This window comes from Stakelama saccharophila, assembly GCF_032229225.1.
Classification (GTDB): Bacteria; Pseudomonadota; Alphaproteobacteria; order Sphingomonadales; family Sphingomonadaceae; genus Sphingomonas; species Sphingomonas saccharophila.
Genome location: NZ_CP135076.1, coordinates 1999774 through 2012769, shown reverse-complemented (window position 1 = coordinate 2012769; position 12996 = coordinate 1999774). Strand labels below are relative to the sequence as shown.

15 protein-coding genes are annotated in these 12996 nt (G+C 67.0%); 10 read left to right on the top strand and 5 right to left on the bottom strand.

Annotated features, from left to right (window positions below):
* The first annotated feature begins 19 nt into the window (after positions 1-19).
* Entirely contained in the window at positions 20-340 is a 321-nt protein-coding gene (locus RPR59_RS09395; protein ID WP_313913377.1) for a DUF2218 domain-containing protein, read from the top strand.
* Here RPR59_RS09395 and RPR59_RS09390 read toward each other — a convergent pair.
* Entirely contained in the window at positions 319-1479 is a 1161-nt protein-coding gene (locus RPR59_RS09390) for a glycosyltransferase family 4 protein (RefSeq protein ID WP_313913375.1), read from the bottom strand. The genes RPR59_RS09395 and RPR59_RS09390 overlap by 22 nt on opposite strands.
* A 239-nt stretch (positions 1480-1718) precedes the next feature.
* Here RPR59_RS09390 and radA point away from each other — a divergent pair, with 239 nt between their 5' ends.
* The 5 genes from radA (at position 1719) to RPR59_RS09365 (ending at position 6275) form a co-directional block, all read left to right on the top strand.
* On the top strand, positions 1719-3092 hold the full coding sequence (gene radA / locus RPR59_RS09385) for a DNA repair protein RadA (protein ID WP_313913372.1): 1374 nt from the start codon (positions 1719-1721) through the stop codon (positions 3090-3092).
* A 9-nt stretch (positions 3093-3101) separates the two neighbouring features.
* A complete protein-coding gene (locus RPR59_RS09380; RefSeq protein ID WP_313913370.1) occupies positions 3102-3644 on the top strand; it encodes a CvpA family protein in 543 nt (180 codons plus the stop codon).
* Positions 3645-3736: 92 nt separating this feature from the next.
* Positions 3737-4174: an iron-sulfur cluster assembly scaffold protein gene (locus RPR59_RS09375; protein WP_313913368.1), complete on the top strand. Its 438-nt coding sequence runs from the start codon at positions 3737-3739 to the stop codon at positions 4172-4174.
* A complete protein-coding gene (locus RPR59_RS09370; RefSeq protein ID WP_313913366.1) occupies positions 4174-5946 on the top strand; it encodes a cation:proton antiporter domain-containing protein in 1773 nt (590 codons plus the stop codon). The genes RPR59_RS09375 and RPR59_RS09370 overlap by 1 nt, the downstream gene beginning before the upstream one ends.
* Positions 5943-6275 carry a DUF423 domain-containing protein gene (locus RPR59_RS09365; protein ID WP_313913364.1) on the top strand — a complete coding sequence of 111 codons (333 nt, stop codon included), beginning with the start codon at positions 5943-5945 and terminating at the stop codon, positions 6273-6275. Before RPR59_RS09370 ends, RPR59_RS09365 begins: the two co-directional genes overlap by 4 nt.
* 15 nt (positions 6276-6290) lie before the next feature.
* Here RPR59_RS09365 and aroB read toward each other — a convergent pair whose 3' ends face one another.
* Positions 6291-7391, bottom strand: coding sequence for a 3-dehydroquinate synthase (aroB, locus tag RPR59_RS09360; RefSeq protein WP_313913362.1), 1101 nt, complete (start codon positions 7389-7391; stop codon positions 6291-6293).
* Positions 7388-7927, bottom strand: coding sequence for a shikimate kinase (locus RPR59_RS09355; RefSeq protein WP_313913360.1), 540 nt, complete (start codon positions 7925-7927; stop codon positions 7388-7390). The genes aroB and RPR59_RS09355 overlap by 4 nt, the downstream gene beginning before the upstream one ends.
* Positions 7928-8124: 197 nt before the next feature.
* Between RPR59_RS09355 and RPR59_RS09350 the strand changes: the two genes are divergently transcribed.
* Genes RPR59_RS09350 through RPR59_RS09340 form a run of 3 tightly spaced genes read left to right on the top strand, consistent with a single transcriptional unit; the run spans position 8125 to position 11824 of the window.
* Positions 8125-9960 carry a hypothetical protein gene (locus RPR59_RS09350; protein ID WP_313913357.1) on the top strand — a complete coding sequence of 612 codons (1836 nt, stop codon included), beginning with the start codon at positions 8125-8127 and terminating at the stop codon, positions 9958-9960.
* A 42-nt stretch (positions 9961-10002) separates the two neighbouring features.
* Positions 10003-10863, top strand: coding sequence for a tyrosine-type recombinase/integrase (locus RPR59_RS09345; protein ID WP_313918441.1), 861 nt, complete (start codon positions 10003-10005; stop codon positions 10861-10863).
* A gap of 13 nt (positions 10864-10876) precedes the next feature.
* Positions 10877-11824 (top strand): acetyl-CoA carboxylase carboxyltransferase subunit alpha, encoded by a 948-nt coding sequence (locus RPR59_RS09340; protein ID WP_313913355.1) that lies wholly within the window; start codon positions 10877-10879, stop codon positions 11822-11824.
* A 194-nt stretch (positions 11825-12018) separates the two neighbouring features.
* Here RPR59_RS09340 and RPR59_RS09335 read toward each other — a convergent pair whose 3' ends face one another.
* Both RPR59_RS09335 and RPR59_RS09330 read right to left on the bottom strand, forming a co-directional pair.
* Entirely contained in the window at positions 12019-12198 is a 180-nt protein-coding gene (locus RPR59_RS09335; protein WP_313913352.1) for a Flp family type IVb pilin, read from the bottom strand.
* A 119-nt stretch (positions 12199-12317) separates the two neighbouring features.
* Positions 12318-12506, bottom strand: a complete 189-nt coding sequence (locus tag RPR59_RS09330) for a Flp family type IVb pilin (protein ID WP_313913350.1) — start codon at positions 12504-12506, stop codon at positions 12318-12320.
* Positions 12507-12595: 89 nt separating this feature from the next.
* Between RPR59_RS09330 and RPR59_RS09325 the strand changes: the two genes are divergently transcribed.
* Positions 12596-12991: a (deoxy)nucleoside triphosphate pyrophosphohydrolase gene (locus tag RPR59_RS09325; RefSeq protein ID WP_313918438.1), complete on the top strand. Its 396-nt coding sequence runs from the start codon at positions 12596-12598 to the stop codon at positions 12989-12991.
* Positions 12992-12996: the final 5 nt, after the last annotated feature.

Genomic DNA, 12996 nt, shown 5'->3' with positions numbered 1-12996 from the left:
GCACGGAGATTCGAATATCATGACGACGAGCGTCACCGCGACCATTCCCACCGAAAACGCCAGCCGCTACCTGCAGCAACTCTGCAAGCACTGGCAGCATAATCTGAAGGTCGAATTCACGCCCGAGCACGGCACGATCGTATTCCCGAAGGACGCGCGTGGCGCGGACTGGGCGGCCGATGCGCTTGCCACGCTCGATGCGGGGGACAACGCCCCCGGCATCCGGATCGACGCCAGCTCGCCGCAGCATTGCGAGGCGATGCAGGGCGTGATCGAACGTCATCTCGACCGCTTCGCCTTCCGTGAAGCGCCGCTCGCTTACGACTGGCGGTCGACCTGATCGGCCGCGAGCGCGCGATAGGTTTGCAGGACGGTCTCGTTGATGCGGCGCCATTCATACCCGATCGCCTTGCGATGACCGGCCCGGCCGGCGGCGAGGCGAAGGCCGTCATCGCCGCATAGGCGCGCAATCGCATCGGCATAGGCCGGGATGTCGCGCGGCGGCACCAGCATTCCGTTCACCCCTTCTTCGATCAGATCGACGGCGCCGGTCGCGCGCGCAGCCACCACGGGCACGCCGGCGGCCATCGCCTCCAGCGTGACGTTGCCGAAGGTTTCGGTCACGGAAGGGTTGAAGAAGACGTCCATGGACGCGACCGCGCGGCCCAGATCGTCGCCCGTCTGAAAGCCGGCGAACACGGCATCGGGCACCTGTTCGGCGAACCAGCCGCGCGCGGGGCCTTCACCGATGACGAGGACGCGGTGCTTTACGTCCCGGCGCTTCAGGGTCTTCATCACCTCGGCAAAGACGTCGAGCCCCTTTTCCAGCACCAGCCGCCCAAGAAAGCCGACCGCCACCTCGTCATCGGCGATGCCGAGCGAGCGTCGCCAGGCGAGATCGCGTGCGTCCGGCCTGAACCGCGCATGGTCGACCCCGCGCGACCAGATGTCGATCGGCGTCTCCACGCCCCAGGCGCGGACGATATCGGCAAGCGATCGTCCCGGCACCAGCACCTGCGAGGCGCGGTTGTAGAATCGGGTGAGCAACCGGATCATGATCGGTTCGAGGAAACCAAAGCCGTAATAGCGGGCATAGGTTTCAAACCGCGTATGAAGCGAGGCAACCGCCGGGATGCCCCGCCGCCGCGCGAAGCTGATCGCGCGGTGGCCTAGAATGTCGGGCGCGGACACATGGACGATGTTCGGGCGGAATCGATCGAGATCGGAACGGATCCGGTGCGGCAGGCCGCGGGCCAGCTTGTATTCCGCGCGACCCAGCGGCAGCGACAATGCCGGCACGCTGACAAGCTCGCCGGTCGGCTCGAACGCGGGAGTGCGCGTCGTCGGCGAATAGACGCGCACCTTCACCCCCCTGTCGAGCAGATGGCCGACGAGCAGGTTGAGCGCCTGGTTCGCCCCATCGCGGGTATAATTGTAATTCCCGCTGAACATTGCCACGCGGATGTCACTCGGCTGCATGACGGCGGGGCTTAGCGACGTGACGCGAAAAAGGCCATCGGAACGATGCACACAACCGAAAGGTTTGTGATCCCGTGCTTTCGAGCAGGAGCGGCGCCGATGTAGAACGGTATCGCGTACACCCGTGTGCAAGTGCGGATCGGAGCTGTCGACCGGCTGAAATTTTACCGGACGCGGGGCCGGGCGCATTTTCCGGCCTTCGATATTCCCTTTTCGTTCCGCTTTGCTATGGATGGGGCATGGCGAAGCCCCAGAAGCGATATGTCTGTCAGCAATGCGGTGCGGTCGCGACCAAATGGTCGGGCCAGTGCGGCGATTGCGGCGAATGGAACGCGATGGTGGAGGATGCCGGCGCCGTCGTGACTCCGTTCCAGGCGCGGCACAACCTGCAATCCGGCGGGCGCGCCATCTCGATGTCCGGCCTGAACACCGACGTGCCGTTGCCGGAGCGGATGGCGACCGGAATCGCGGAATTCGACCGTGCTATTGGCGGCGGCTTCGTGACCGGATCGGCAACCCTGATCGGCGGCGATCCCGGTATCGGCAAGTCGACGCTGCTTTTGCAGTCCGCGGCCCGGCTGGCGCGGGCCGGCAAGAGTGTAGCCTATGTTTCGGGCGAGGAAGCGGCGGATCAGGTCCGGCTGCGCGCGCGGCGGCTGGGGCTGGGCGACGCCCCGGTGCAGCTCGCGGCCGCGACGTCGGTGCGCGACATTCTGACGACGCTGGGGGAGGGGGCGCCGCCCGACCTGCTCGTGATCGATTCGATCCAGACCATGCATTCCGATCTGATCGAGGGAGCCGCCGGTACGGTGAGCCAGGTGCGGGCGGCATCGGGCGAACTGATCCGTTTTGCCAAGGAGCGGGGAACGGCGGTCGTGCTCGTCGGTCACGTAACCAAGGACGGCAGTATCGCCGGGCCGCGCGTGCTGGAGCATATGGTCGATACGGTCCTCAGCTTCGAAGGCGAGCGCAGCCACCAATATCGCATCCTGCGCGCGGTAAAGAACCGGTTCGGCGGAACCGATGAAATCGGGGTCTTCGCGATGGCGGGCGAGGGGCTGAGCGAGGTTGCCAACCCATCCAGCCTGTTCCTGACGTCGCGCGACGAAAACGTGACCGGCACGGTCGTCTTTCCAGCGCTGGAAGGGACCCGGCCGGTATTGGTGGAGGTGCAGGCGCTCACCGTTCGGCTGGCGAGCGGGGCGACGCCGCGACGTGCGGTGGTCGGTTGGGATTCCGGTCGGCTGGCGATGATCCTGGCCGTGCTGGAGGCGCGCTGCGGCCTCAGTTTCTCGACCTGCGAGGTCTATCTGAACATCGCCGGCGGATACCGGTTGCAGGATCCGGCCGCCGATCTCGCGGTGGCCGCGGCCCTGGCGTCGGCGCTGTCGGAGCGCCCGGTGCCGGCGGACGCCATCGCGTTCGGCGAGATCGCGCTGTCGGGCGAGATCCGCCCGGTGGCGCATGGCCCGGTTCGGTTGAAGGAGGCGGGAAAGCTCGGCTTCGAGCGCGCGCTCGTTCCCGCTGCGCAGAGCGACGGCGAGGGGGCGATGCGGCTGTCCGGCTTCGCGACGCTCGCCGGCTTTGTTGACCACATGCTCGGACGCGGCTAGCGGCGCGCCATGGGCCTTACCGCACTCGACATCATCGTACTGGTCGTCATCGGGGGTGCGGCGCTTCTCGGCCTCAGGCGCGGCTTCGTGACCGAGGTGCTGTCGCTGATCGCCTATATCTTCATCATCTTCACCGTGAAGGTCTTCCACACGCCGGTCACCGCATGGCTGGACGGCATTGTCGGAACGGCCTCGGGCGCGGCGGTGCTGGCCTTCGTCATCATTGCCGGATTGACCTATTTCGGCGGGCGGATGGTGGCCAATGCGATCGGATCGCGGGTGCGCACCTCCATCCTGGGTCCGATCGACCGCGCGCTGGGATTCGGTTTCGGCGCGCTGAAGGGCCTGATCCTGACCAGCCTCGCCTTCCTGCTGCTGTTGCTGGTGATGGACACGATCCACGGTGGGCCGCAGGATCGGCCGACATGGATCACGGCGTCGCGCAGCTATCCGCTGCTGAACGCCACCAGCGCCAGCGTCGCCGATTTCGTCGACCGCCGGCGGCACGGCGAGCCGGTATTTCCGGAAGGAACCTGGCGCGGCGACGGCTGATCGCGCAGGCGGCGAAGCGGCGCAACGGGCGGGCTGGAAGGATACGGTAAAATCCCCTCGCACTCGATAATAGGCCGTCCTACATGGGTGGTGTGAACGCACCGCTTTACAATGCCGAGATCCTGCGCCTCGCGGCGTCGATCCCCTATCAGGAGCGCCTCGACGCGCCGATGGCGTCGGTAGAGAAGCGCTCGCCCATTTGCGGCAGCCGGGTCACGGTCGATGTCGATGTCGACGATCAGGGCCGAGTGAAGGCGATCGGCCTGTTGGTGCGGGCCTGCGCCCTCGGACAAGCGTCTGCCGCGCTGATGGCGGCCGAGGTGATCGGGAAATCGCCGGAGGAACTGGCGGCCGCGCGCGACGCCTTGTCGGACTGGCTCGCGGGCGGCGAAGGGCCGCCGGACTGGGAGGGGCTGGAGCTTTTTGCCCCCGCCTTGCCGCATAGCGCGCGGCATCCCTCGATCCGGCTGGCATTCGAGGCCGTGGCCGAAGCCGCCGAAAACGCCCGTTCCAACAGAGGCGCCGCCTGATGGAGGCCCATGAGGGCATGTCGTTGCTGCGCGAGGGCGTGCCGCTGCTTGGGGCCGCGTTGCTGTTCGTCCTGCTGTTCCGCCGCTTCGGCCTGGGCGCCACATTGGGCTATCTGGTGGCGGGCGCCGTCGTCGGGCCGCAAGTGCTGGGCATCGTCGGCGGCGCCGAATCGAAAATGGGGATCGCCGAACTCGGCATCACCTTGCTGCTGTTCCTGGTCGGCCTGGAGCTGAGCCCGACCAGGCTGTGGCGAATGAAGCACGACATCTTCGGCTTCGGCCTGTTGCAGGTCGCCTTGTGCGGCGCGGCGTTGGTCGGTGTCGTCTATCTGCCAACCGGCTTTTCCCTGGCGGCGGCGATCGCGCTGGGGCTTCCGCTCGCGCTGTCGTCCACCGCGCAGGTGCTACCGATGCTGCAATCGGCGGGCAGGTTGCGCACGCCCTTCGGGGAGCGTGCTTTCTCGATCCTGCTGTTCCAGGATTTGTCGATCGTGCCGTTGATCACGATCGTCACGGCGCTGTCGCGCAACCCGGCGGACGCGGCGGGGCCGCCGGGCTGGCTGCTGGGCCTGTACACCGTGCTGGCGATCGTCGGTCTGACGCTGGCCGGGCGCTTCCTCCTGCGGCCGCTGTTTCGCCTTATCGGCGTATTGGGCGAGCGGGAAATGTTCGTGTTCGCCGGCCTGTTCACGGTAATTGCCAGTGCGGGCGTGATGGAGGCGCTGGGCCTGTCCACGGCGCTGGGCGCCTTCATCGCCGGCACCATGCTGGCCGACAGCCCCTACCGCCACGAGCTGGAGGCGGATGTCGAGCCGTTCCGCTCGATTCTGCTGGGCTTGTTCTTCCTCGCGGTCGGCATGATGCTGGATCTGCATGCCATCGCCGATCGGCCCTTGTTCGTGCTCGGCCTGGCAGTCGCGCTGATCGTTACCAAGGCGAGCGTGATCACCGGCCTGGCGCTGGCGTTCCGGATGCGCTGGCGGCAGGCGCTGGCGCTCGGCTTGCTGCTCAGTCAGGGCGGCGAGTTCGGGTTCGTGCTCTTCGCGGAAGCGCGCGACGCCTTTCTGATCGCACCCGAAGCGGCGAGCATCTTCGGCGCGGTCGTCACTCTGTCGATGGCGACGACTCCGTTTCTGATGATGTTCACCCGGCGTATCCGGGCTGAACCGAAACGGGAGGTGGACGATCTGGAGGAGCCGAAAGAGGATGGCGCCAGCGCGATCGTCGTCGGCTATGGCCGCTTCGGCCAGAGTGTGGCGCAGATGCTGATCGCCAACGGCATCAGCGTCGGCATCGTCGATACCGATCCGGAGATGATCGAGACAGCGGGCAGTTTCGGGATGAAGGTCTATTACGGCGACGGCACGCGCATGGACGTGCTGCGCCGTGCCGGCGCGGCGGATGCGCAGCTCCTGCTGTTCTGCCACGACCGCGACGATCTGGACGCGGAAAAGCTGGACAGCATACACAATGCCTGGCCGGAAGCGGCGATCTTCGTGCGGGCCTATGATCGCCGGTCGGTCATCCGCATCGACGGTGCTCCCGTCGCCGGCGTGTTTCGCGAGGTGCGCGAATCGGCGATCGCGATGGCCAGGGCGGCCTTGTCCAATGTTGGCGTCGACGAAAGCGAACTGGACGACACCGAAAGCGCGTTTCGCGAACATGACCGGAAGCGGCTGCGCGCGCAGATCGACGCCGGCGACCTGCACGCCGGCAGCGAAGAGATGTTCCGGCATGGCAATGGTGAGAATTTGCGGGAGGGATGCGGATGAGTATCTGGCTGGTTCTGGCGGCGCTCTCCGGGGCCATGGCGGTCGCGGCCGGCGCCTTCGGCGCGCACGGGGCGAGCGGTGACGCGGCGGAATGGTTGAAGACCGGCGGCCAATATCAGTTGATCCACGCCGTCGCCGCCCTGGTTGCGCTTCGCCTGGAGGCGAAGGCCCCGGCGATCCTGTTCCTCGGCGGCGCCACGCTCTTCGCCGGGACGTTGTACCTGATGGCGTTGGGGCTGCCGCGTTGGCTTGGCGCAATCACCCCGATCGGCGGAACCGCGCTGATCGTCGGTTGGCTTTGGCTCGCCTGGATCGGCCTGAAGGGATAGCGAACTTGCCGGTCGTCAGCGCGGCTGGCGATCGAGGAACGCCGCGACATCGGCCAGATCGACGCGGCGATCGAGATAGGTCCGGCCGATACCGCGCGCCAGCAGGAAGGGCAGCGTTCCGCCCTCCATCTTCTTGTCATGGCGCATGTGGCCGGCGAGCACGTCCCCGGTGGCGGTGATCCCGGCCGCCTTCAGCCCGTCAGGCAGACCGACGCTTCGCAGATGTGCAGCGACGCGGGCACTGTCGGAGGGCGGACACAATCCCCGCTCGGCCGAATAGGCGAAGGCCAGGGCCATGCCTGCCGCGACCCCTTCGCCGTGCAGCAGGCGGTCGGAAAAACCGGCCTCCGCCTCCAACGCATGTCCAAAGGTGTGGCCGAGGTTGAGCAGCGCCCGCATGCCGGAACGTTCCTCCTCGTCCTGTGCGACGATGCGGGCCTTGGCGGCGACCGACCGGGCGATGGCGTCGGCGCGCGCCGTAATGTCGCCGTCGATGAGGGCGGGGCCGTTGCCCTCGCACCAGGTGAAGAAATCGGCGTCGTCGATCAGGCCGTATTTCACCACCTCGGCATATCCCGCCCGCACCTGTCGTGCAGGCAGCGTGTCGAGCGTTTCCGGATCGATGAGGACGATCGACGGCTGGTGGAAGGCGCCGATCAGGTTCTTGCCCGCACGGGCATTGATCGCGGTTTTTCCACCGACGGAGGAATCGACCTGGGCGAGAAGCGTGGTCGGTATCTGCACGAATCGGCAGCCCCGTTTCAGGATGGCGCAGGCAAAGCCGACCAGGTCGCCGATGACACCGCCGCCGAGGGCGACGACATGATCGCCGCGTTCCACGCCGCGGTCGAGCAGCCAGTCGGTGACCCGCTCCAGCGTCGCCCAGCTCTTGCTACCCTCGCCCGGCGGCAGGACGAGCACGTCGGTGGCGATCCCGGCGGCATCGAAGGACCGGCGGAGCGATGCCAGATGATCCGCCAGATTGCTATCGGTCACGATCGGCATCGGTCGGCCGGTGGCCAGCGGCGCGAGCATAGTGCCGGCGCGATGCAGCAGCCCCGCTTCGATATGGACGTCATAGCTTCGCGCGCCCAGCGCGACGGACAGGGTGGTCACTTGCCGAGGGCCTTCATGATATCGTTGACGGTGGCGTCGTGCGGCGCCTGATGGCTGACGATCCGGAGCGGCGCCAGCGCATAGAGCGGATTGCGGACGCGGGCCAGTTCGGTCAACACCGCGAGCGGATCCTTGCCGCGCAGCAAGGGGCGGGTGTCGCGGCGCCGAACGCGTTCGGCCAGCACCTGCGGTTCGGCGTCGAGCCAGATCGCCAGCGTCCTTTCCAGGATGAGCGCGCGCGTATCGGCGTTGAGGAAAGCGCCGCCGCCGGTGGCGATCACCTTGCATTCGCCGTCGACCAGCCGCGCGATCACCCGACGCTCGCCATCGCGGAAATGATCTTCGCCATAGCGTTCGAAAATCTCCGCGACGCTCAGCCCCGCCGCTTCCTCGATCTCCTGGTCGGCATCGGTGAAGGGCAGGCGGAGCCGCTGCGCAAGGCGCCGGCCCACGGTCGATTTGCCCACGCCCATCAATCCGATCAGCGCGATCGGCCGGCCATCCCAGGGCGAAGGTTCAACAGGGGTTTGTAACATGGTCGAGGGGGCTATACAGCGTGGTCACGCGTCGGGCAAAAGGCCGGACGCATCCTTTTCGCGTTAACTGGACGGCTGAATGTCTCGATCTCTGGTACTTCTGCTTATCGTACTGATCCTCGTGGTCGGCGGTCTCTTCTATCTTGCGAACCGTGACACGGAACAGCCGACGACCCAGGTGGAAAAGGTGGTCCCGCTTGAAAATCTCTCGAGCTAGTGTCGCGCTCGCGGCGGTTGCCGTCGTGCTCCTGAGCGTCGAGCTACCGGCTTCGGGCCAGGATACACCCGAATCGCTGTTGCCGCCCGGTTTCGGTGAGCAGCCGGCCCCGACGCCCACGCCGTCGCCGACTCCGCGTCCCGATTCCGCCACGACGACCGGTGGCGCGACACCGCGGCCCGCCGGCGGCGCGGAGCAGGGTGACGGCGCGATTGTGCAGCCGACGCCAAGTCCGACACCGACCCCCAGCGATACGCCTACCCCCAGTCCGACGCCGCTGAGTGCCGAGGAATTGCTGAAATACGAGCTGCCGCCGTTCGCGCGGCGGTCGCTGACGCGGACCGGCTTTGCCGCACCGCCCGAGGGCGGGCTCGGTCTGAACGCGTTCGGACAGGCTGATGGGCAGTATCTCGAAACGCTGATGCGGCGGCTGGACACGCCGCTGCCGTCGCGGTGGATGCACATCGGCCTGCGCCGCGCGCTGACTTCGGTCGCGACCACGCCGCCTTATGTGAACGGCGCCGATTTCGCCGCCGAGCGCGCATGGCTGCTGCTGCGCATGGGCGAGGCGAATGCGGCGCGGGCGGTGGTCGATACCGTCGATACCGAAAATTACACGCCGAAGCTGTTCCAGATCGCGATGCAGGCCGCGCTGGCGACGGCGGACCCGGCCGGCCTCTGTCCGCTGCAGCGGCTGGCGCGGGTGGTTTCGCCGGAAAAGAGCTGGGCGCTGGCCGAGGCCATGTGCGCCGGCCTTGCGGGCAAGCCGAAGCAGGCCAGCCGTCTGATCGACGCGGCCGAGGACAAGGACGTGGCGAGCGGTGTCGACCTGCGCCTGGCGGAAAAGGTGATCGGGCAGGGGGCCCAGGGCAATCGCTCGGCAACCATCGAGTGGACCGGTGTCGACGGCCTGACGTCATGGCGATACGGCCTTGCGACTGCGACCGGAGCGGACATTCCCGAAGACCTGCTCGACGAAGCGTCGCCGCAGGTTCATTTCTGGCGGGCGCTGGCGCCGATGCTGTCGCCGTCCGAACGGCTGGCCGATGCCGACCGGGCGGCGGCGCAGGGCGTGTTGTCGGCGGATGCGCTGGTCGATCTGTACGGTACGCTCGAACGCGATACCGATGCTTCGAGCGCGCAGATCGCGATGGCCCGGGATTTGCGCAGCGCCTATACCGAACAGGCGCCCGCCGACCGGGTGGCGATGCTGCGGCGGCTCTGGACCGATCCGATGAACGAGCGCGAACGGTTCGCGCGCAATGTGCTGACGGCCTATGCCGCAAGCCGGGTGCCGCCGGCCGCAGCCTATGCCGACGCGGCGCCGGCGCTGATCGGATCGATGCTGACGGCCGGGCTGGACAGGCAAGCGATGCGCTGGGCCGGCGCGGTAAAGCGCGGCAGCGCGGCATGGGCGTTGCTGGCGCTTGCTGATCCGGACCCGATCGAGCCGCTCGGCGCAAGTGCCATCGACGCCTATCGCATCTCCGGCGCCGCCGGCGATTCGTTCAAGACGCGGATGCTGTTCGCGGGGCTCGCGGGGCTGGGCAGGATCAAGGAAGGTGACGTGCCGGCGATCGCGCGCGATCTGAACGTTCAACTCGGCGCCTCCAACGCTTGGACGAACGCGATCGACGGTGCCGGCGAACGGGGCGAGAAGGGCACGGTCATGCTGCTCGCCGCAATCGGCATGCAGACGGGGAACTGGCGCGGCGTACCGCCGGAGGCACTGTTCCACATCGTTGCCGCGATGCGCGCCGCCGGGCTGGAGGGATATGGCCGCATGATCGCGGCCGAGGCCGTGTCGCGGCTATAGGCGGTGGCGCGGGACCGCGATCTGATCGAGCGCTTCCTGGAGATGATGGCGGCCGAGGCCGGGGCATCGCCCAATACGATCTCGGCCTATCGCAGCGACCTGAACCTTTCGGCGACCGTGCTCGATGGCACGCTGTGGCAGGCGGATGCTGCGAACCTGCAGGCGCTGGCGGAGGCATGGCGCGATCTCTCCCGCGCCACCGTCGCGCGCAAGTCGGCGGCGTTGCGGCGGTTTTTCGCCTTTCTGGTCGATGAGGGGCTTCGCGACGACGATCCCGGTGCGGCACTGCCCCGGCCCGGATCGGCACGCAGGCTGCCCCGAACGCTGTCGACGGCCGATGTCGACCGCCTGTTCGCCGGCGTGGCGACGCGCCTAGACCGCGATCCGCAGGACCCGCGCGATTATCGGCTCGCGGCCCTGATCGAGCTGCTTTACGGCTCCGGCCTGCGGGCGACGGAACTGGTGTCGCTGCCGAGGAACGCGATCGCGGGGGACCGGCCCTATTGCATCCTGCGCGGCAAGGGCGGGCGCGAACGGCTGGTGCCGATTTCCGACAAGGCGCGCGCGGCGGTGGCTGCCTGGACGAGGCACGTACCGGCGGATCAGCCCTGGCTGTTTCCGTCCGGCCGATCGCATCTGAGCCGAATCCGGCTGTATCAGATCCTCAAGGCATTGGCGGCGGAGGTCGGCATCCCCCCCGACCGGGTGAGCCCGCACGTGCTGCGCCATGCCTTTGCGACCCACCTGCTGGAAGGCGGCGCCGACCTGCGCGCGCTGCAGGCGATGCTGGGACATGCGGACATCGCGACCACCGAAATATATACGCATGTCGACAGCCGGCGGCTGATCGAACTGGTCAACCAACGTCACCCGCTCGTTGACGCGGGCGCGCGGCGGCCGTAACCGACAGCGCCTGATGCCTAGTTTTCTCGACTTTGAAAAACCGATCGCCGAACTGCAGGGGCGAATCGACGAGCTTCGCGACACGGCCGCCGACGGCGCCGTCGATATCGACGCGGAGGTAGCGCGCATCCAGTCGAAATCCGACCGGATGCTGAAGGAAACCTATGCCAAGCTGACGCCGTGGCAGAAGACGCAGGTCGCGCGCCATCCCGAACGCCCGCATTTCAGGCATTATGTCGACGGCCTGATCGAGGATTTCATGCCCCTGGGCGGGGACCGTGCCTTTGCCGACGACCAGGCCATCATCGGCGGACTGGGTACGTTTCGCGGCCGGCGCGTGATGGTGATCGGCCATGAAAAGGGCGACGACACCACCAGCCGGATCAAGCACAATTTCGGCATGGGCAAGCCGGAAGGGTATCGCAAGGCGATCCGGCTGATGCAGCTTGCCGATCGGTTCGGCCTTGCCGTGATTACGCTGGTCGATACGTCCGGCGCCTTTCCCGGTGTCCAGGCGGAGGAGCGCGGCCAGGCGGAAGCGATCGCGCGCGCGACGGAGCAGTGTCTGAACCTTCGCGTGCCGTTGGTCTGCGCGATCCTCGGCGAAGGCGGTTCCGGTGGCGCCATCGCACTGGCGGCGGGCAATCGCGTGCTGATGTTCGAGCACGCCGTCTATTCGGTGATTTCGCCCGAGGGCTGCGCCTCGATCCTGTGGCGCACTGCCGACAAGGCGGGCGATGCGGCCGAAGCGATGAAGGTAACGGCGCAGGATCTAAAGCAACTGGGCGTCATCGACCGGATCATCGACGAACCGCTGGGTGGCGCGCACCGTGATCATGCAAAGGCGATCGACCTGCTGGGCGACGCGCTGTGGCGCGAACTGGGCGATCTGGATACGATCGACGGCGATGCACTGCGCAAGGCCCGGCGCGAGAAATTCCTGAAAATGGGGCGAGTCTGAGGCGCTCCGGCGGAGCGTATTCGCCAGCCCGAACGCTTGTGCTCCTGCGAAAGCAGGAGCCTAGAGCCGTATGGGACAGTGCTTGCCGCTCTGGGCTCCTGCTTTCGCAGGAGCACGAATTGCGTTGACGAACAGCATAAAAATGGCGGCGGAACCGATGGTCCCGCCGCCTCCGCCATTCGGTCGAACGACGATTAGTTGTCGACCTGATTGTTTTCCAGCTTGGTCGAAACGCCGTTGAAGGTGTTGCCCAGGCTGTCGCCAAGGCTCGTCATCGCCGCGATCGCGGCGACGGCGATCAGGGCGGCGATCAGGCCGTATTCGATCGCTGTGGCGCCCTTGGAATCGCGAATCAATTTAAGGAAATTCTGCATACCGGTCTCCATTGCTTGCAACGCTTCACTTCCCGGCTGGTCCGGAATCGTCCGGTCAGCATCGTCCGGTCTAGGGCGGCGATATTGAAAAAGTCTTAAGCGCGCGCCTGCGGAGGGATTCAGCCCATGACCCTGGAAACCGCGCCGCGCACGCCGTCCCACATGCCGATGGTGGCGTCTGCCACACCCGCCACGCTGGCCATGATCGCGAGCACCACGAGAGCCAGGATCAGGCCGTATTCGATCGCGGTTGCGCCGCGCCGGTCCTTGAGAATCCGTCCAAGGCTTGGTCTATTCGTCGGGAACAAGGCGCGTTTTCTCCCCGTGGTCGCTGCGCCGGGTCTAGCAAGGAGGCGTTAAGAAAGTGCTTGCCGAAACCGGAGGGTCGCCCGTGAAAATGCTGCATTTCGTCGTCGCGGCCGCCCTCGTCGATGCCGACGGCCGGGTGCTGGTCCAGCAACGCCCGGACCACAAGCCCATGCCGGGCTTATGGGAATTTCCCGGCGGCAAGGTGGAACCGGACGAATTGCCGGAGGCCGCGCTGCTGCGCGAGCTGCACGAGGAACTGGGGATCGAGACCGACCGGGCCTGCCTCGCCCCGGCATCCTTCGCCAGCGAACCGCTCGGCGATCGGCACCTGCTGCTCCTCCTCTATGTCCTGCGCAAATGGCGCGGGACGCCGGCGGCCCTGCACGCGACCGCGTTGCGATGGGCGCGGCCGCCCGAACTGTTCGCGCTCGACATGCCGCCGGCCGATCGGCCGCTCATCGGTCTGCTCGATGCGCTGATCTGAGCGGT

Coding starts and splice junctions, on each gene's coding strand:
- RPR59_RS09380 (WP_313913370.1), top strand. CDS start 3,102: ATGGGCCTTACCGCACTCGACATCATCGTACTGGTCGTCATCGGGGGT.
- RPR59_RS09390 (WP_313913375.1), bottom strand. CDS start 1,479: ATGCAGCCGAGTGACATCCGCGTGGCAATGTTCAGCGGGAATTACAAT.
- RPR59_RS09345 (WP_313918441.1), top strand. CDS start 10,003: ATGATGGCGGCCGAGGCCGGGGCATCGCCCAATACGATCTCGGCCTAT.
- RPR59_RS09335 (WP_313913352.1), bottom strand. CDS start 12,198: ATGCAGAATTTCCTTAAATTGATTCGCGATTCCAAGGGCGCCACAGCG.
- radA (WP_313913372.1), top strand. CDS start 1,719: ATGGCGAAGCCCCAGAAGCGATATGTCTGTCAGCAATGCGGTGCGGTC.
- RPR59_RS09370 (WP_313913366.1), top strand. CDS start 4,174: ATGGAGGCCCATGAGGGCATGTCGTTGCTGCGCGAGGGCGTGCCGCTG.
- RPR59_RS09340 (WP_313913355.1), top strand. CDS start 10,877: ATGCCTAGTTTTCTCGACTTTGAAAAACCGATCGCCGAACTGCAGGGG.
- RPR59_RS09325 (WP_313918438.1), top strand. CDS start 12,596: ATGCTGCATTTCGTCGTCGCGGCCGCCCTCGTCGATGCCGACGGCCGG.
- RPR59_RS09365 (WP_313913364.1), top strand. CDS start 5,943: ATGAGTATCTGGCTGGTTCTGGCGGCGCTCTCCGGGGCCATGGCGGTC.
- RPR59_RS09355 (WP_313913360.1), bottom strand. CDS start 7,927: ATGTTACAAACCCCTGTTGAACCTTCGCCCTGGGATGGCCGGCCGATC.
- RPR59_RS09395 (WP_313913377.1), top strand. CDS start 20: ATGACGACGAGCGTCACCGCGACCATTCCCACCGAAAACGCCAGCCGC.